The sequence below is a fragment of the Nocardioides cavernaquae genome, from assembly GCF_003600895.1.
Taxonomy (GTDB): domain Bacteria; phylum Actinomycetota; class Actinomycetes; order Propionibacteriales; family Nocardioidaceae; genus Nocardioides; species Nocardioides cavernaquae.
Window position 1 is genome coordinate 3,270,707 of the sequence record NZ_QYRP01000002.1, and the last position, 18,330, is coordinate 3,289,036.

At 69.9% G+C, this 18,330-nt stretch carries 17 protein-coding genes; 12 read left to right on the forward strand and 5 right to left on the reverse strand.

Annotated features, from left to right (window positions below):
• The first annotated feature begins 11 nt into the window (after positions 1–11).
• The gene (locus D4739_RS15740; RefSeq protein WP_120061485.1) at positions 12–902 is read left to right on the forward strand and encodes a hypothetical protein; all 891 of its coding nucleotides are present in this window, start codon (positions 12–14) and stop codon (positions 900–902) included.
• Here D4739_RS15740 and D4739_RS15745 read toward each other — a convergent pair.
• Entirely contained in the window at positions 895–1,866 is a 972-nt protein-coding gene (locus D4739_RS15745) for a sulfotransferase family protein (protein WP_120061486.1), read from the reverse strand. The genes D4739_RS15740 and D4739_RS15745 overlap by 8 nt on opposite strands.
• A gap of 54 nt (positions 1,867–1,920) precedes the next feature.
• Positions 1,921–2,706: an aminoglycoside adenylyltransferase domain-containing protein gene (locus D4739_RS15750; RefSeq protein WP_120061487.1), complete on the reverse strand. Its 786-nt coding sequence runs from the start codon at positions 2,704–2,706 to the stop codon at positions 1,921–1,923.
• A 107-nt stretch (positions 2,707–2,813) separates the two neighbouring features.
• Between D4739_RS15750 and D4739_RS15755 the strand changes: the two genes are divergently transcribed.
• A complete protein-coding gene (locus D4739_RS15755; protein WP_120061488.1) occupies positions 2,814–4,211 on the forward strand; it encodes an HNH endonuclease in 1,398 nt (465 codons plus the stop codon).
• 1 nt (position 4,212) lies between these two features.
• Here the strand turns inward: D4739_RS15755 and D4739_RS15760 are convergent, their stop codons facing one another.
• The gene (locus D4739_RS15760; protein WP_120061489.1) at positions 4,213–4,470 is read right to left on the reverse strand and encodes a hypothetical protein; all 258 of its coding nucleotides are present in this window, start codon (positions 4,468–4,470) and stop codon (positions 4,213–4,215) included.
• A gap of 34 nt (positions 4,471–4,504) precedes the next feature.
• On the opposite strand from D4739_RS15760, the gene D4739_RS15765 reads away from it, so the two are divergent.
• Complete coding sequence (locus D4739_RS15765; RefSeq protein ID WP_238473678.1) at positions 4,505–5,035, forward strand: bifunctional adenosylcobinamide kinase/adenosylcobinamide-phosphate guanylyltransferase; 531 nt, start codon at positions 4,505–4,507, stop codon at positions 5,033–5,035.
• The gene (locus D4739_RS15770) at positions 5,032–5,853 is read left to right on the forward strand and encodes an adenosylcobinamide-GDP ribazoletransferase (RefSeq protein WP_120061957.1); all 822 of its coding nucleotides are present in this window, start codon (positions 5,032–5,034) and stop codon (positions 5,851–5,853) included. The genes D4739_RS15765 and D4739_RS15770 overlap by 4 nt, the downstream gene beginning before the upstream one ends.
• Before the next feature lie 37 nt (positions 5,854–5,890).
• On the opposite strand, the gene gcvT is transcribed toward D4739_RS15770, so the two are convergent.
• On the reverse strand, positions 5,891–7,012 hold the full coding sequence (gcvT, locus tag D4739_RS15775) for a glycine cleavage system aminomethyltransferase GcvT (protein ID WP_120061491.1): 1,122 nt from the start codon (positions 7,010–7,012) through the stop codon (positions 5,891–5,893).
• Positions 7,013–7,056: 44 nt separating this feature from the next.
• On the opposite strand from gcvT, the gene D4739_RS15780 reads away from it, so the two are divergent.
• A complete protein-coding gene (locus D4739_RS15780) occupies positions 7,057–8,562 on the forward strand; it encodes a leucyl aminopeptidase (RefSeq protein WP_120061492.1) in 1,506 nt (501 codons plus the stop codon).
• A gap of 2 nt (positions 8,563–8,564) precedes the next feature.
• On the opposite strand, the gene D4739_RS15785 is transcribed toward D4739_RS15780, so the two are convergent.
• Positions 8,565–8,852 (reverse strand): hypothetical protein, encoded by a 288-nt coding sequence (locus D4739_RS15785; RefSeq protein WP_120061493.1) that lies wholly within the window; start codon positions 8,850–8,852, stop codon positions 8,565–8,567.
• A gap of 118 nt (positions 8,853–8,970) precedes the next feature.
• Here D4739_RS15785 and sucB point away from each other — a divergent pair, with 118 nt between their 5' ends.
• The 7 genes from sucB to lipA all read left to right on the forward strand — a co-directional run bounded on the left by sucB (position 8,971) and on the right by lipA (position 18,319).
• Positions 8,971–11,043: a 2-oxoglutarate dehydrogenase, E2 component, dihydrolipoamide succinyltransferase gene (gene sucB / locus D4739_RS15790; protein WP_120061494.1), complete on the forward strand. Its 2,073-nt coding sequence runs from the start codon at positions 8,971–8,973 to the stop codon at positions 11,041–11,043.
• A gap of 266 nt (positions 11,044–11,309) precedes the next feature.
• A complete protein-coding gene (locus tag D4739_RS15795) occupies positions 11,310–13,229 on the forward strand; it encodes an ABC transporter permease (RefSeq protein WP_120061495.1) in 1,920 nt (639 codons plus the stop codon).
• Positions 13,226–14,110: an SDR family oxidoreductase gene (locus tag D4739_RS15800; RefSeq protein ID WP_120061496.1), complete on the forward strand. Its 885-nt coding sequence runs from the start codon at positions 13,226–13,228 to the stop codon at positions 14,108–14,110. Before D4739_RS15795 ends, D4739_RS15800 begins: the two co-directional genes overlap by 4 nt.
• On the forward strand, positions 14,110–15,564 hold the full coding sequence (locus tag D4739_RS15805; protein ID WP_120061497.1) for a flavin-containing monooxygenase: 1,455 nt from the start codon (positions 14,110–14,112) through the stop codon (positions 15,562–15,564). Before D4739_RS15800 ends, D4739_RS15805 begins: the two co-directional genes overlap by 1 nt.
• Before the next feature lie 63 nt (positions 15,565–15,627).
• Positions 15,628–16,527: a TIGR01777 family oxidoreductase gene (locus D4739_RS15810; RefSeq protein ID WP_120061498.1), complete on the forward strand. Its 900-nt coding sequence runs from the start codon at positions 15,628–15,630 to the stop codon at positions 16,525–16,527.
• A 4-nt stretch (positions 16,528–16,531) separates the two neighbouring features.
• The gene (lipB, locus tag D4739_RS15815) at positions 16,532–17,287 is read left to right on the forward strand and encodes a lipoyl(octanoyl) transferase LipB (protein ID WP_420799023.1); all 756 of its coding nucleotides are present in this window, start codon (positions 16,532–16,534) and stop codon (positions 17,285–17,287) included.
• 111 nt (positions 17,288–17,398) lie between these two features.
• Positions 17,399–18,319 (forward strand): lipoyl synthase, encoded by a 921-nt coding sequence (gene lipA / locus D4739_RS15820; protein ID WP_120061499.1) that lies wholly within the window; start codon positions 17,399–17,401, stop codon positions 18,317–18,319.
• Positions 18,320–18,330 lie beyond the last annotated feature (11 nt).

The window sequence follows — 18,330 nt, forward strand, 5'->3', positions numbered from 1 at the left end:
AGACTTCGGCCATGACTGTCGACGCTGCCGTCCTGTTCGAGCTCGGAGAACCCGAGGTCGTCGTGCCCGCACCGGCCGCCGGTCCCGGCAACTGGTCGGGTGCAGCGACCGCCGTCCTCCACGACGGCGTCGTCTACCTGACCTACCGCGTACGCCGCCCGCTCGCCGAGGGCCGTGGCGTGACGACCGTCGTCGCCCGCTCGACCGAAGGGGTGAGCTTCGAGCAGGTCTGCGTGGTGCACCGGGACACGTTCGGCGCCGAGTCGTTCGAACGGCCCGCGCTGCTGCCCCGCCCGGAGGGCGGCTGGCGGCTCTTCCTCTCCTGCGCCACCCCCGACAGCAAGCACTGGTGGATCGAGGCCCTCGACGCAGACACGATCGAGGACCTCCCCCGGGGCAGCCGCACGGTCGTCTTCCCCGGCGACGACAACGTGGCAGTCAAGGACCCGGTCTTCCTCATCGATGACGCCGGCACCTGGCATGCCTGGCTCTGCGAGCACCCGCTGACCGAGGCCGGCCACGAGGACCGCATGACCACGGCGTACGCGACGAGCCGGGACGGGCTCACCTGGACCCGTGTGGGCACCGTCCTCTCCCCCACCCCCGGATCCTGGGACGCACGCGGCGCACGCGTCACCGCCGTCCTGTCGCTCGACCCCGTCGTCGCGCTCTACGACGGTCGCGCGACCGCCGAGGACAACTGGTTCGAGGTCACCGGCATCGCGCGTGAAGGAGCCGACGGCCTGCTCCACCCCGAGGGTTCCCGCCCGGTCGCGCGCTCGCCGTACTCAGATGGCGCGCTGCGCTACGTCACGGCGGTGCCGTGGGGCGAGCAGACCCGCTACTACGCCGAGGCCGCGCGGCCTGACGGCGCGCACGACCTGGTCAGCTGGGTCAGCTGACGACGCTGAGCCGGGCCCGACGGCTCTCGAACGTGCCGCCGTCGCGGTAGACCTTCCAGTCGGCGTACGACTCTCCGGTCACCTGCTCGAGCAGCTCGATGTCGGGCAGGTGCGGCTCGAGGAGCGCGTTGCGCTGCTCGGGCGTCAGGCGTGGCCGGGACGGGTCGCCGCCACGGTGCAGCTGGGCGATGATCGGCGCGCTGACCCGGCGCCAGACATGCGGCGGCGCGAACTGGCCGGCCAGCGCGCCGCCACGGATGACCGTGCCGAGTGCGCGGGTGCGCAGGCCGTCGCGGACGAACGGCCGGGAGTTGTCGCGCGGAATCTCCGCGATCTGCCGGTCCGGCACCCCGAGGAAGCCGAACACCTTGGTCAGCGTCTCCGCTGGCGCATCGACGAGCTCGCGGTAACGGAGCAGCAGCACCTGCTCCCGAGGGAAGTGGTCGAAGAGATCCTTCACCTGGCGGCCGTACATGCCGAGCCCCTGGTAGTGCCAGAACGGCGCCCACCCGTTGTCGATGCGCTGCTGCTCGCGGCGCACGGCTTCGACGATGTCGGCGCGCGGCTCGAGCCCGTCCATCCACAGGTGCATCCAGTTGGAGTACGCCCGGTCGACGGGGTCACGCAGGACCGCGATCAGCTTCGCGTGCGGGACGTCGGCGTGCAGTCGACGTCGCGCGTCGCGGTTGTAGAGGTAGAACGGCGTGCTCTCACCGGCGAGCTGGTCGGGGCGGGCCCCGTCGAAGAGCGCCCGGTAGCGGGCGCGCTGCCAGATCCACTCCTGGTTGCTGTGGGCGTCACCCGGCCCCTTGTACGCCGGCGGCGGGGAGTCGCCGCACATGTAGTACTTCGGCTCCTTCACGGGACTCAGGTAGAGGTCGGGGTGCTGCGTCAGCGCGACGTGCAGAGCACTGGTGCCCGCCTTGGGAGCACCGATCAGGAAGAAGTCCGGGAGCCGACTCATGGCCAAACTATAGCGTCTCGCGCGACTTTGACGTGATTGTCTTCCGTGGCCGTCTCAGGATGTCGCATCATCGACGACGTACGCCGTGAAGGCAGCGACGTCCGCCCCGCGCGCAGCCGGGTCGGCGTACTCGCTCGTCTGCGAGGTTGCGTCACGGAGGCGCAGTGCCTCGCGGATCACGGGATGCCAGCGGGCGTTGTAGTGGACGAGTCCCCAGCGCCCCGCGGCGGACTTGCTGGTCATCTCCCCGGTCACCAGCAGGTGGTGCATGCGTGCGGCCGCGAGGACGTGCCACGTGGCCTCGTCGGCGGCCGACTCCTGCGGGAACTTCGTCAGCGATGCGGCGATCTCAGCCCACTCGGTCGTCAGCGTCTGGCGGGTGAAGTCCTCCAGCCGCTGCTGGTCGGTCCAGACCTCGGGGAGGTCACCACGCACGGCGATCGAGTGGCGGGCCAGCTCATGCCAGCCGACCGGCGTCACGTCGTAGCGGTCCGCCGGCTCGAACCAGCCGTGCAGCGCGCACGGGAGATCCGGGCAGTCGTCGGGGTCCTTGGCCAGGTCGGCAGCAGTCAGGTGGAACCCGTCGAGCGGGGGCTGCGGATGCGTGGCGGCGAGCTCGGCGTGCGCGGCCTCGAGCGCGGCCACCTCGTCGTCCGAAGGCGAGTGGTCCAGCACGGCAACCATGTCGATGTCACTCACGCCGGGGATGTATTCGCCGAAGCCGATGCCGCCGCGAACGTGGAGTCCGGTCACGAGTCCAGGGGCGGCAACGTCGATCAGCTCCAGCCAGGCGGCACAGACCGCGCGGACGTCCTCGGGGACCGGGTGCGGGCTGGTCATGGCAACGACCCTAGTCGGGGCAGGAACCCGGAACGAGCAGCCCCACGGGCTGTCCACAGACACCCGAAAGCCTTGACTTCGAACATGTGTTCGATCGATAATGGGTCATGGCCCTCGCTCGGGAAGCCTCCCGCACCTCGTCATCGACCGACGCCCCGTCGCCGGTCGATCTGTCGCCGGTCGATCTGTCGCCGGTCGATCTGTCGTCGCGCGATCTGTCATCCGTCGAGGATCTGCGCGCACTGGTCGAGCAGCTCGCCGGCGTGGCCATCGCCCCGACCGACACCGAGGTGATCGCGCAGATCGAGGCGCTGGAGCGAGTGAAGGCCGCGTCTGCCGCAGCACAGGCTGTGCTCACCGTCGCGTTGGCCCAGTCGCGCGGCATGGTCCGCAGCGAGTCCGGGCGCCGGGCCGCGAGCCTCGGTTCGGAGATCGGACTCGCGCGCCGGTCGGGCCCCCACGCCGGGAGGCGGCAGCTCGAGCTGGCCGACGCCCTGCTCCACGACCTGCCCCACACTCTCGACGCCCTCGCCCGCGGAGACATCTCCGAGGAGCGCGCGGCGGTCATCGCAACCGAGACCCGCGACCTGGCACCTGAGCTGCGGCGCGAGGTCGACCGCACGCTCGACTCCTCCTTCGTCGCCCTCGGCGACACCCAGCTGCGCGATCTGGTGCGGCGGGTCGTCTACCGGCTCGACGCCGAGGGTGCCGACGAGCGGTGGAGTCGCGCTCGCGAGCGTCGTCGGGTCACCGTGCGCAGTCTGGGTGACGGCACCTCGCGCGTTTCAGCGATCGTGGCCGAGGAGCACGCCGCAGCGATCGCTCGCGCGCTCGACAGGGCGGGCGACGAGGCGCGCAACGCCGGAGACGAGCGCAGTCGTGATCAGGTCAAGGCCGACACTGTGGTCAGGCGGATCACCGGGCTCGACACTGCTTCGCCAGTCCCGGTCGTGGTCGATCTGGTCGTGAGCGCAGAGACGCTCCTCGGCGACAGCGACGAGCCGGGCAGCATCCCGGGCCTCGGCGTGGTGCCTGCATCGATCTGCCGTTCCCTGACTGCACAGGCATCGGCTGCGGCGCGCGCGGAGCTGCGTCGCCTCTTCGCCGTCCCGGGCGACGGCGACCTGGTCGCGATGGACTCGCAGAGCAGACTCTTTCCACCTGCCCTGGCCGAGCTGATCCGTCTTCGTGACGGCAGCACCTGTCGAAGTCCGTGGTGCAGTGCACCGATCCGGCAGATCGACCACGTCACCCCCGCGCGTTCCGGCGGGCCGACCAGCGCCGACAACGGGCAGGGACTCTGCGTGACCTGCAATCTCGTCAAGGAAGAGCCCGGCTGGCTGAGCTGGCCATCGACTTCTGACGGACCACACCAGGTCACGACGCTGACCCCTGCCCACCACGTGCACGGCTCGACGTCGCCGCCGATGCCGGTTGCCACTGCTGCGCTGGCTGACGGCAGCCGCGCAGAGCTCTACCTGGCGCAGCTGATCCTCGCTGCCTGACTCAGGCGTGCAGCGACATCGGGCCGTAGACCTCGCGGTCGTCCTCGAAGAGGGTCACGGCGTCGACGCCGGCCTCGGCGAGCTCGGGCCAGAACTCCCCCACCCACGACTCGGCATCAGCCTGGCTCGGGAACGTCTGCCCGGCGAGGTCGTCGGGCACGCTCACCTCGGCACCAGTCGAGTCCTCGAGGCGCCAGCGCCACGGCTGCGGCTCGGGAGTAGCGGGGCGGAACGTCGGCGGCTGGTCGGGCAACGTCATGGCACCCAGCGTAGGGCGCGGTAGGTTCTGCGGCGTGCTGACCCTCGTCATCGGCGGAGCCCGATCCGGCAAGTCGCGGTACGCCGAAGGGCTGCTGCGCGATCGGACCGACGTCACCTACGTGGCAACCGGGTATCCGGGCGATGCCGACGACGCTGCCTGGGCCGAGCGCGTGCGGGTCCACCAGGAGCGCCGGCCGGTTTCGTGGGGCTCGATCGAGACTCTCGACGTGGCACGGATGGCATCCGAGCCCGGTGGGCCGTTGCTCGTCGACTGCCTGACCCTCTGGCTCACCAGGATCATGGACGGCCACGACTGCTGGAGCGACGAGGGCTGGGCCCGCAACCAGGCCGGGTTCCGTCTCGAGGTCGCTGACTTCGTCGACACGCTCGCGCACGCCGGTCGCGATGTCGTCCTCGTGACGAACGAGGTCGGCCAGGGCGTGATCCCGGCCGACCCCGGCACCCGGCGTTTCGTCGACGAGATGGGCGCCCTCAACGCCGCCGTCGCGGCCGTCGCCAACGACGTGGTCTGGTGCGTGGCTGGACGGACGGTCCGCCTGTGAGGCTCCTGCCCGACTCGCTGCGGCTGGCCTTCGGCACGTTGACGATCCTCCCCGTGAAGCCCCCGACCCGCGTCGACCGCGACACCGCGGGCTGGGCGATGACCTTCGCGCCCCTCGTCGGCCTGGTCCTCGCGACCCTGCTCGGAGTGCCACTGTGGCTGCTCTCCCACGCTGGCGCGGGGTCGCCGTTTCTCCTTGCTGCGTTGACGATCGGCGCCCTTGCCTGGCTGACCCGTGCCATGCATCTCGATGGCCTCGCCGATGTTGCGGACGGACTGGGCTCCGGTCGCCGCGGCGAGGACGCCCTCGCGATCATGAAGAAGTCCGACATCGGACCGTTCGGTGTCGCCACGCTGCTGCTGGTCCTGCTGATCCAGGTCACCGCCCTCGCCACCTGCATCGGCGCCGGCTACGGGGTGCTCGCACTCGTGGGTGCGCTGGTCGTCAGCCGGCTGGCGCTGGTGGAGCTCTGCCGCCCCTCCTATCCAGCCGCACGTGCCGATGGCCTCGGCTCGGTTGTCGCTGGCAGCGTGCCGCACCCCCGCGCCGCTTCGGTCTACTTCGTAACCCTGTCCTGGCTGCCCCTCATGGCCCTCGGACTCGTGCGTCTCGGATGGGCCAACCTGCCGGCGGGCTGGACGACATCGGGCACGTCGTACCTGACGTGGCTCGCCGTCGTGCTCCCTGCGCTGGCGACCGGCCCACTCTTCGCCCGCCACGCCATGCGCCGCTTCGGCGGGGTCACCGGGGATGTCTACGGAGCAACCATCGAGGTCGCGTTCACCAGCGTGCTCGTCACGCTCGCCTTCGTCGCCTGACCCCGGCAGCGCGAAGCAGCCTCTGTTCGGGGCGAGATCAGCTCTCGCGCACGCTCGTGTCGACGAACGGGGGCTTCACGACGGTGAAGATCTCCTGGCGGCCGCGGATGTCGACGCGGACCTCCTGCCCCTCCTCGATCGTCGAAGCCAGCAGGGCCAGGCCGATGCCCTTCTTCAGCGTCGGCGAGAAGGTGCCGGAAGTGATCTCGCCGAGCGGCACGTCAGCAGCCAGGTGGACGCTCATGTGCGAACGCGGGATGCCCCGACCGACGGCGACGAGGCCGCGCAGGGTGCGCTTGGGGCCGGCCTCCTTCTCGGCAACGAGCACGTCGCGGCCCCAGAACGCAGGCTTCTTCCAGCCGACAGCCCAGCCGACACGACCCTCGTTGGGAGTGACGGTCGGCGAGATGTCCTGGCCGTGCAGCGGGTAGCCCATCTCGGTGCGCAGGGTGTCGCGGGCACCGAGGCCACACGCCACGATCCCGAACTCCTCGCCGGCAGCCATCAGCGCGTCCCACACTGCCGGAGCAGCAGCGTTCGCGACGATCAGCTCATAGCCGCGCTCGCCGGTGTAGCCGGTGCGGCACACGACAACACCCGTCCCGGAGTCCAGCAGATCGGGAAGGGCGGCCTCGACGAAGGACATGTAGTCGTGCCCCGTCGGCAGTCCGGCCTTCTCGAGCGTCTCGTCCGCCTTCGGACCCTGCACGGCCAGGACCGCGTAGTCGCGGTGGTGGTTGACCACCTTCACGCCCTCGGGCGCCGACGCCTGGAGGCGGCGTACGACCTCGGTGGTGTTGGCGGCGTTCGGCACCAGGAGGACGTGCTCGTCGTCCTGGTAGTACGCGATGAGGTCGTCGACGATGCCGCCGGTCTCCTCGTCGCAGCACAGCGTGTACTGCGCCTGGCCCGGTCCGATGCGGCCCAGGTCGTTGGTCAGCGTCGCATTGACGTACGCCGCGGCACCAGGGCCGCTGACCATCGCCTTGCCGAGGTGGCTGACGTCGAAGATGCCGACGCGCTCGCGCACGGACGTGTGCTCCTCGACCACACCGCCGGGGTACTGCAACGGCATGGACCAGCCGCCGAACTCCGAGAACTTGGCCCCGAGAGCAACGTGACGGTCATGAAGCGGCGAAGTGAGCAGGTCGTCGGTCATGGCACCAGAACCTACAACCAGATCCGCCAACTACAGTTCGACGGGTGACGACGTACATCCTCCGCAATGCCAGCCCCGCGAAGACCCGAGTGGACGCGGTGGTGGTCGGCGTCGTCAGCACGGACAAGGGCCCCGAGCTCGCACCCGGTGGCGGAGACGTCGCGGAAGCCTGGGGCCGCAAGCTCCGCCCCCTCCTCAGCACTCTCGGGGTCACCGGCAAGGCCGGCGAGACCGCCAAGATCCCGACAGGTGGCGTGATCGGCTCGCCGCTGCTCGTGCTGGTCGGCCTCGGCCCGACGAGCAAGCTCTCCCCCTCCGTCGTACGCCGCGCGGCCGGCGCCGCCGCCCGCGCCGTGTCGAACGCCGCGTCCGTCGGGCTGGCACTGCCCGCCGACTCCCCCGAGCTGGTCCGCGCGGTCACCGAGGGGCACATGCTCGGCAGCTACACGTTCGGTCGCTACAAGAAGGAGACCGCCGCGAAGCCCGACGAGGCTCCCGAGGTCGTCATCCTGAGTGCCGTCGCTCGCCAGAAGGACGCGGTCGCCGCCTTCGAGCGGGCCAAGGTCCTGGCTGCGGCGACGATCCGCGTGCGCGACTGGGTGAACACCCCCGCCAACGACCTGAACCCCGGCACGTTCGCCGCCGAGATCGTCGCCATGCACCACGCCGCGACATCAGCCAAGGGTGCACCCGCGATCGGCATCGAGGTCTGGGACGAGCAGCGCCTTGCCACCGAGCGGTGCGGAGGCATCCTCGCGGTCGGCAGCGGCTCCGCGACTCCTCCGCGGCTGGTCAAGCTGACCTGGGAGCCCGAAGGTGCCACGAAGCACATCGCCCTGGTGGGCAAGGGCATCACCTATGACACCGGCGGCTACTGGATCAAGCCGTCCAGCTCCATGGCCACGATGAAGGAGGACATGGCCGGCGCGGCCACGGTCATCTCCGCCCTCGTCGCGATCGCAGAGCTGGGCCTGCCGGTCCGCGTGACCGCGTGGGCGCCCCTGGCCGAGAACATGATCAGCGGTTCCGCCATGCGCCCCGGCGACGTCATGACTGCCCGCAACGGCACGACTGTCGAGATCGTCAACACAGATGCCGAGGGCCGCCTGGTGCTCTGTGACGCGCTCGCCCTCGCTGCCGAGGAGGAGCCGGACGCGATCGTCGACATCGCCACGCTGACCGGAGCGATGGTGGTCGCGCTCGGCGACAAGATGGCAGGGGTCATCGGAGACGACAGCGTGGTCGCCGACCTGGTCGCCGCCTCCGAGGTCGCCGGCGAGGCGCTGTGGCGCATGCCGATCCCCGACGAGATGTCCGAGCGGGTCCGCTCGAGCAAGGTCGCAGACATCACCCACTACGACGGCGTCCGGTGGGGCGGCGCGCTCTTCGCCGCGGCGTACCTGCGCGAGTTCACCGGCGGCCTCCCGTGGGGCCACCTCGACATCGCGGGTCCGGCCTTCAGCACCGGCGGACCGCAGGGGCACCTCACGTCTGGCGGGTCCGGGTTCGGTCTGGCGACGCTCGTGGACTACGTCGACTCACTCGCCTGAGCTCACTCGCCGGAAAGCTGGCGCCTGTTCCACTCGCGCATGCGCTTCGGGATGCCGACGACGGCAGCGTCGTACGACGGAACGCGGTGCTTGTTGGCGAACTTGTGCGCCCATTCGACGGACGGCACACGGCGCCGCGTCCACTCGCCGTCGTGGGCGACGAGGAGCAGCGTGACATCGGCAACCGCAGTGCGGGGCTCGACGAATCCCTCGACTCCGCGGCGGGTGCGGATGAACTCGAGGAGGTGCTCCTCCCCTTCGGAGCCCCTACTTGCGCGTAACCATCCCATGCCATGAGTGTGTCTCAGGGCTGGTGACAGCCATGAGGCTCTTAGTGCAAAGATGGTCCCCGCACTGGGGTACCCCACGCGCGCGCAGGCCTGAAGACCGAAATCGCAAAGGACGCACATGGCCACCGAAGTCACCCTGCCGGCCCTCGGAGAGTCTGTCACCGAGGGCACCATCACCCGCTGGCTCAAGCAGGTCGGTGACACCGTGGCGGTCGATGAGCCGTTGCTCGAGGTGTCCACGGACAAGGTCGACACCGAGATCCCCTCTCCCGTCGCCGGCGTGCTGCTCGAGGTGAAGGCCACCGAGGACGAGACCGTCGAGATCGGCGCAGTGCTCGCCGTGATCGGCGCTGCTGACGAGGCCGGTTCGGCTCCGGCGGCCGCTGCCCCCGCAGCCCCGGTCGAGGAGGCGCCCGCCGCCCCCGCACCCGCTCCTGTCGCCGAGGCGCCCGCCGCCCCGGCCGCCCCCGCCGCTCCGGCTTCCGGCACCCCGGTCCTCCTGCCCGCCCTGGGCGAGTCCGTCACCGAAGGCACCGTCACCCGCTGGCTCAAGAACGTCGGCGACACCGTTGCAGTCGACGAGCCCCTCCTCGAGGTCTCCACCGACAAGGTCGACACCGAGATCCCCTCACCCGTCGCCGGCACCCTCCTCGAGATCAACGTCGCCACCGACGAAACCGTCGAGATCGGCGCCCAGCTCGCCATCGTCGGCTCCGGCACCCCCGCCGCCGCACCGGCAGCCCCGGCAGCCCCGGCAGCCCCGGAGGCTCCCGCAGCTCCGGCAGCTCCTGCGGCCGAGGCACCCGCCGCACCCGCCGCGCCTCCTGCTCCGGCCGCGCCTGCTGCGCCCGCTTCCGGCACCCCGGTCCTCCTGCCCGCCCTGGGCGAGTCCGTCACCGAAGGCACCGTCACCCGCTGGCTCAAGAACGTCGGCGACACCGTTGCAGTCGACGAGCCCCTCCTCGAGGTCTCCACCGACAAGGTCGACACCGAGATCCCCTCACCCGTCGCCGGCACCCTCCTCGAGATCAACGTCGCCACCGACGAAACCGTCGAGATCGGCGCCCAGCTCGCCATCGTCGGCTCCGGCACCCCCGCCGCCGCCGCGCCTGCCGCTGAAGCCCCCGCCGCTCCGCCTGCACCGGCCCCCGCTGCACCGGCCCCGGCTCCCGCTGCTCCGGCTCCCGCTGCTCCGGCTCCCGCTGCTCCGGCTCCCGCTGCTCCGGCTCCCGCTGCTCCGGCTCCCGCTGCTCCGGCTCCGGCTGCACCGAGCGCCCCCGGTGGAGACACCGGCTACGTCACGCCCCTCGTCCGCAAGCTCGCCGTCCAGCACGGCGTCGACCTGACCTCCATCAAGGGCAGCGGCGTCGGCGGCCGCATCCGCAAGCAGGACGTCATCGACGCCTCGAAGGCCAAGGAGGCTCCGGCCGCCGCAGCTCCGGCAGCTGCAGCCGCGCCCGCAGCTGCCACCCCGTCCCCGCTGCGCGGCACGACCGAGAAGGTCAGCCGCCTGCGCAAGGTCATCGCGGAGCGCATGGTCGAGTCGCTGCAGACCTCTGCACAGCTGACCCAGGTCATGGAGGTCGACGTCACCGCGATCGCCCGGATGCGCGAGGACAAGAAGGCCGACTTCCTGGCCCGCGAGGGCGTCAAGCTGACGTACCTGCCGTTCTTCGCCAAGGCAGCGGTCGACGCGCTCAAGCACCACCCCAAGCTGAACGCCAACTTCAACGCCGAGGCCGGCGAGGTCACCTACTTCGACACCGAGAACGTCGCGTTCGCGGTGGACACCCCGAAGGGCCTTCTGACCCCGGTCGTCAAGCAGGCCGGCGACCTCTCGATCGCGGGCCTCGCGAAGAAGATCGCGGATGTCGCCGAGCGCACCCGCACCAACAAGATCACTCCTGACGACCTGTCGGGTGGCACCTTCACGATCACCAACCTCGGCAGCTTCGGAGCGCTCTTCGACACGCCGATCATCAACCAGCCGCAGGTCGCGATCCTCGGCCCCGGTGCCGTGGTGAAGCGTGCGGTCGTGATCGACGACCCCGAGACCGGCGAGTCGCTGGCGGTTCGCAGCATGGTCTACCTGGCCCTGACCTACGACCACCGCCTGGTCGACGGCGCCGACGCCGGCCGGTTCCTCAAGGACGTCAAGGAGCGCCTCGAGGCGGCCCAGTTCGAGGTCTGATCTCGAGCGCTGACAGCGTTGAAACGGCGCCTGCATCCTCTGGATGTGGGCGCCGTTTCGCATTTCTGAGCGGGGGATTTCGCGGGCCCGAAAAAAAGCGCTGGGAAATCTCCCCACGGGCAGGTGATCAACGCCACAGTAGGCGTCAAGCGTCACATTGCGGTTGCTTGACCGGCCTCGCGCCGAACCATAGTTTCACTGCGACGTCGTGTCGCACATGATCTGCGGGACTATCCCTGAAGTTGGCAAGAGAAGGAGGGCTGCACATGCAGCTCCGCATGGCTGAAGCAGCACCGCCCGCTGGAGGCGCCGCATTCGGCGAGATCCTGATCGCAGCCGGCATGGCCGGGGCGGTGATCCTGTTCTTCGCCTGGGTCACCTTGATGGAACGGACCGACCGCCCCAACTTCGTCGGCAAGCTGGCCGACTGGGCTGCGCGCATCTCCGGTGTCCCGCGTTGGGTCGCCCTCCCGGTCGCGCTTGGCCTCGTCGCGATCGTCTCCGCCGGTTTCGGCGTGTGGTGGGACGTCCCGATCCACATGCAGAACGGCCGTGACGAGGGCCCGCTGGCCAACCCCAGCCACTACTTCATCTTCGCGGGCATCCTCGGCTTCTGCCACGCCGGCATCCTGAGCATGGCGCTGGCCAAGGACCCGCTCCCCCGCTACGCGCTCAAGCTCGCGCCCACCTGGCGGGTCCCGCTGGGCGCCGTGATCATCACCGGCGCCGGCGTCATCGCACTGATCGGCTTCCCCGCCGACGACCTGTGGCACCGCCTCTTCGGTCAGGACGTCACCGAGTGGGGACCGACCCACGTCATGATGATCGGCGGCGCAGTCACCTTCGTGCTCGGCGTGCCCGTGCTGCTCGCCGAGGCCGCGCAGGTCGGCTCCCGCCTCACCAAGGGCTACATCGGTCGTGTCCTTGCCGTGGGCGCGATGGCGCTCTGCGGCATCCCGTTCGCATTCCTCATGGAGTTCGACCTCGGCGTTCCCCAGTTCCCGGCTGCGACCCAGTTCCTCATCTTCGGCTTCCTCGCGGCATGGATCCTGATCGCGGCGCGTCTGTGGATGGGTCCGGGTGGCGCGGCCCTCGTGTCCGTTCTCTACCTCGCCATCCACGGCTTCCTCTGGCTCAGCGTCGACCTGCTGCCCGACGTGCTCACCGCACGGTTCCTCCTGCTGGTCCCGTCAGCGGTGATCATCGAGGTCGTCGCCGCGGTGATGCAGCCCAAGCGCCGTGACCACCCGGAGCTCTTCGCCGTCATCGGCAGCCTCCTGGTCGGCTCCCTCGGCATGTACGCCGAGTGGCTGTGGTCGAAGGAGTTCATGCCGCTGCCCCAGCCCTTCAACTCGGAGCAGCTGCCGTTCCTGCTGAGCGTGAGCACCATCGCCGCACTCGGTGGCGGCCTCCTCGCCCTGTGGCTGGTGGCGCGGATCAAGCTGATCGGCACCAAGACGCCGCCTGTCGGCCGCCTTCCCTTCCGCGGGTTCGGCCTTGCGGGCATGGTCATCTTCGTGGTGCTGATGGGCATCTTCGGGGTTCCGAAGACGGGCGACACCTACCACGCCACGCTGGACTTCGAGGGCGTCGAGACGGGCGAGTACCCGTGCGAGTACCCCTCCGCCATCGAGGACGAGCCGTGCCTCAGGACCGTCACCGTGAAGTTCGACGGAAAGGACGCCGCTGACGGCGCGGTCTGGTTCTACGCCCTGTCGTGGCAGGGTCGCCCCAAGGGCTTCGAGGGCGAAGTCCCGCGCGACCCCGAGGCCGATGTCCCGGGCATCGTCCGAAGCGCACTGGTGCCCACCGGCACGCCGGGCGAGTACCGCAGCGAGTACCCGGTGCCGCTCTACGGCAACTGGAAGACGCTGCTGCGCCTGCACCGCGCGCCCAACCAGATGGTCTCGTTCCCGCTCTACGCTCCCCACGACGAGGCGATCACGTCCCAGGCCGGCCAGGCCGTCCACATCCACGACGGCGACCGCGTCAGCACGATCCTGGAGAAGAAGTTCCTCCAGCGCGAGACCCGTGACGACGTGCCGAAGTGGTGGTTCGACGTCGGCTACGGCGTCGTGATCGTCGCCTGGCTGGCCCTGCTCCTCTTCTACGGCTGGTGCTACAACCGCGCCGCCGGGGGCAGCGGCAGCGACAAGCAGAAGCGCAAGGAGACCGGGGCTCCATGAGCGACCTCGACCAGGTCATCCTGATCACGGGCGGCGCGCGCGGCATCGGAGCGGAGACCGCCAAGGCGCTCGCCGCACGGGGCGCGAAGCTGATCCTCACCGACCTCGACCGGGCGGCTCTCGACGAGACGGCGGCGGAGATCGGCCAGGACAACTGCCTGGCTGTCGTGGCTGACGTCTGCGACCTCGCCTCGATGGAGGCAGCGGTGAAGGCCGGCGTCGAGAAGTTCGGACGCCTCGACGCCGCCATCGCCAACGCCGGCATCGCCAGCTACGGCTCGGTCCTGCACACCGACCCGGCAGCCTTCAAGCGGGTCATGGACATCAACGTCCTCGGCGTCTTCCACACCGCCCGGGCGACCCTGCCCGCACTGATCGAGAGCAAGGGCTACTTCCTCGTGGTCAGCTCGCTGGCGGCGTTCGCGGCGGCCCCCGGCCTGGCGGCGTACAACGCGAGCAAGGCGGGTGCCGAGCACTTCGCCAACGCGCTGCGGCTCGAGGTGCACCATCTCGGCGTCGACGTGGGCTGCGCGCACATGTCGTGGATCGACACCCCGTTGGTCCGCGACGCGAAGAAGGACCTGACCGCCTTCTCCGACCTGCTCAAGAAACTGCCCTACCCCCTCGGCAAGACGACCAACGTCGAGGCCTGCGTGAAGGCCTTCGTCAAGGGTGTCGAGAAACGGCAGCGGCACGTCTACTGTCCCGGCTGGGTCCGCGGCATCGGGCTGAACCGCAACGTGGTGAACTCTGCTGCGGGCTCCCTCGCCGTGCTCCGCCACGTTCCCGACCTCCTGCCCCGCATGGACGCAGAGGTGGCCGCGCTGGGTCGTTCCACCAGCGCCCGCAACATCGACAATGAAGCCAACAAGGAGTCCTGATGACCGACGCCACCCACCTCGACGTCCTCATCGTCGGTGCCGGCCTGTCCGGCATCGACGCCGCCGTCCACATCAGCCAGGCGTTCCCCTCGAAGAACTACGCGCTCCTCGAGCAGCGCAGCGAGCTCGGCGGCACCTGGAGCCTGTTCAAGTACCCCGGCATCCGCTCGGACTCCGACATGTACACACTCGGCTTCGGGTTCCGGCCGTGGACCGGCAAGGACGCCATCGGCGACGGCGCCGACATCCTGCAGTACCTCAAGGAGACCGCCACCGAGTACGGCGTCGACCAGAAGATCCGCTACAACCGCAAGGCGACGAAGTACTCCTGGTCGACCGAGGACAAGCGCTGGACCGTCACGGTCGAGAACACCGAGACCGGCGCGACCGAGACGCTGACGGCCAGCTTCCTGTTCAGCACCAGCGGCTACTACAACTACGACGCCGGCTACACGCCTGACTGGCCGGGCTTCCAGGACTTCAAGGGCCAGGTCATCCACCCGCAGGCCTGGCCGGAGGACCTCGACTACACCGGCAAGCGCGTCGTGGTGATCGGCTCCGGCGCCACCGCCGTGACTCTGATCCCGTCGATGGCCCGCGAGGCCGGCCACGTCACGATGCTCCAGCGCACCCCGACCTGGATCGTCAGCCAGCCGAAGATCGACCCGGTCGCGCAGACCCTGAAGAAGACGCTGCCGGCCGCGGTCGCCGCGAAGGCGATCCACGCCCGCTACGCCGCGATCACGATCGGCTTCTACGAGTTCTGTATCCGCAACCCGCGGGCTGCACGCGCGATCCTGAAGCGGTGGGCGAAGATCCACCTGCCCAAGGACTTCGACTACGACACCCACCTCACCGCGCCGTACGACCCGTGGCAGCAGCGCCTGTGCGTCGTGCCGGGTGCCGACCTCTTCAAGGCCATCCACAGCCACAAGGTCGACATCGTCACCGACCACATCGAGCAGTTCACCGAGACCGGCATCCTGCTGAAGTCGGGCAAGGTGCTCGAGGCGGACATCGTCGTGACCGCGACCGGCCTGGACGTCGTCGCGATGGGCAAGGCCGAGATCGAGGTCGACGGCGAGAAGGTCGACCTCGGCAAGTCCTTCACCTACAAGGCGCTGATGCTCTCGGACATCCCGAACTTCGCGTTCGTGATCGGCTACTCCAACGCCTCATGGACGCTGAAGGCCGACCTGGTCTGCCAGTACGTCGTCCGGCTCCTCGAGCACATGGACGAGACCAACACGGCCGTCGTCACTCCCCGGATCAACGGCGAGCTCGAGCCGCAGCAGCTCTTCGGCGGCCTGCAGTCGGGGTATCTGGCGCGTGCCGAGGGCAAGCTCCCGGTGGCCGGCGACCGTGACCCGTGGCGCCTGAAGCACAACTGGTACTTCGACAAGAAGTTCCTCCGCAAGAGCAAGGTGGACGACGGAGTCCTCGAGTTCCACTGAGCAAGCCAGGACGAACCGCGCGCCGTCTGGTGCGCACACCGGGGAACCGGCAAGGTAGGACCCGTGCAGGTCCTCCTTGCCGGTTCTTCCGGTTTCCTGGGCAGTCATCTCGCGGACGCGCTCCGTGCCGACGGCCACGACATCACCCAGCTGGTGCGCCGCGCGCCCACCTCCGGCGACGAGGTCCGGTGGGACCCCTACAACGGCCGGCTGCCGCAGGCGGTGGTCGACCAGGCCGACGTGGTGGTCAACCTCGCCGGCTCCCCCACCGCGGGCAACCCGCACTCCTCGACCTGGGCCCACGACCTGCGCGAGAGCCGCGTGACCACCACGCTCGTGCTGGCCGAAGCCGTTGCACGCAGCCACCGGTTCGGCACGGGCCACGCGGCGTACGTCGCCGGGAGCGCCATGGCCTACTACGGCGACCACGGCAACGAGCTGGTCGACGAGACCGGCTCGTCCAACGGGGGCAGCTTCATGACGTCGGTGGTGCGCGAGTGGGAGGCGGCGACCATGCCCGCACGGCGCGCCGGTGCCCGGGTCGCCCTCGTGCGCACCGCTCCGGTGATGGACCGCACGAGCGCTCCGCTGCGCCAGATGCTGCCGGTCTTCAAGCTCGGGCTCGGGGCCAGGCTCGGCGACGGCCGGCAGTACTTCCCGATGATCTCGCTGCGGGACTGGGTCGGGGGCGTCCGGCACCTGGTCCACAACGACATCTCCGGGCCCGCCAACCTGTGCTGCCCGATCACCCCGACCAACGCGGAGTTCACCGACGCCCTGGCCCAGGCCGTCGGCCGGCGGGCACGGCTGGGGGTCCCGGCGAAGCTGCTCGAGCTCGGCGCCGGACGGGTCTCCCCCGAGCTGCTCGGCTCGACCCGGCTGCGGCCCGAGGTGCTCCCGGACGCGGGCTACATCTTCCGTGACCACGACGTCCGGGATGTGCTGGCCGCGGCGCTAGGCTGAGTCCGTGGCTCCCCTCGACACCGACCGCCGTGCCCGTGACTTCCGCGCTCTCCACTTCCGTGTGGCGGGCATCGGCACCAGCGCGGTCGACTACCTCGAGGCATGGGAGCTCCAGCGCCAGGTGCACGCCTCGGTCGTCGCGGGCGGCACCCCGACCGTGCTGCTGCTCGAGCACCCCCCGACGTACACCGCGGGGAAGCGCACCGATCCCCACGAGCGCCCGGCCGACCCCGGCGGGGCGCCGGTGATCGACGTCGACCGCGGCGGCAAGATCACCTTCCACGGCCCCGGTCAGCTGGTCGGCTACCCGATCGTGAAGCTGCCGGACCACGTCCTCGTCGTCGACTACGTACGCCGTGTGGAAGAGGCCCTGATCCACACCTGCAACGACTTCGGTGTGACGACCGCCCGTGTCCCCGGCCGCAGCGGGGTCTGGCTCCAGGCCGACGCCCGCGGCCCCGAGCGCAAGATCGCCGCCATCGGCATCCGGGTCAGCCGCGGCGTGACCATGCACGGCTTCTCGCTCAACTGCGACGTCGACATGGGCTGGTACGACCGCTTCGTGCCCTGCGGGATCGCCGATGCCGGCGTCACCTCGCTCTCCCTCGAGCTCGGCCGTGACGTGACAGCCGCCGAGGTCATCCCCGTCGCCGAGAAGCACCTCGCGACATACCTCGCGTGGGATCCCTACGCCGCAACGCCGGACTACGACGCTCGCCCCGAGCCGCCACGCATCGCGCTGGTCCGCCCCAGCGCCTGAGCCCGCCACGAGGCGTACTCCTCGGTACGGACGCGCGGGCCGGCGTCTCACGCTCCCCGCGTAGACTCGACCCTTGTGACGACCTCTCCCACCGCACCTGACGGACGCAAGATGCTGCGCTTGGAGGTCCGCAATGCGGAGACCCCGATCGAGCGCAAGCCGGAGTGGATCAAGACCCGGGCGAAGATGGGCCCGGAGTACAAGGCCCTCCAGTCGCTGGTGAAGTCCGAAGGACTCCACACCGTCTGCCAGGAAGCCGGCTGCCCCAACATCTACGAGTGCTGGGAAGACCGCGAGGCGACGTTCCTCATCGGCGGCGACCAGTGCACGCGACGCTGCGACTTCTGCCAGATCGACACCGGCAAGCCCGCACCCCTGGACCGTGACGAGCCGCGCCGCGTGGCCGAGTCCGTGCAGACGATGGGCCTGAAGTACGCCACCATCACCGGCGTCGCGCGCGACGACCTGCCCGACGGCGGCGCCTGGCTGTACGCCGAGACCGTGCGCGCGATCCACGAGCTGAACCCGGAGACCGGCGTCGAGAACCTGGTCCCCGACTTCAACGGCGTCCCGGAGCTCCTGCAGGAGGTCTTCGAGGCGCGTCCCGAGGTGCTCGCACACAACGTCGAGACGGTGCCGCGCATCTTCAAGCGCATCCGTCCGGCCTTCCGCTACGAGCGCTCGCTCGACGTGATCACCCAGGCCCGCGAGTTCGGCCTGGTCACCAAGTCCAACCTGATCCTCGGCATGGGCGAGACCCGCGAGGAGATCAGCCAGGCGCTGCAGGACCTGCACGACGCCCGCTGCGAGCTGATCACCATCACGCAGTACCTCCGCCCGACCTTGCGCCACCACCCGGTCGAGCGCTGGGTCAAGCCGGAAGAGTTCGTCGAGCTCGCGCAGGAGGCAGAGGAGATCGGCTTCGCCGGCGTCCTCTCAGGACCGCTGGTCCGTTCGTCCTACCGGGCCGGACGGCTGTACCGTCAGGCCATCGAGTCGCGGGGCGAGGCCCTCGCCACCGTGACTTCCTGACCTCCCCATCC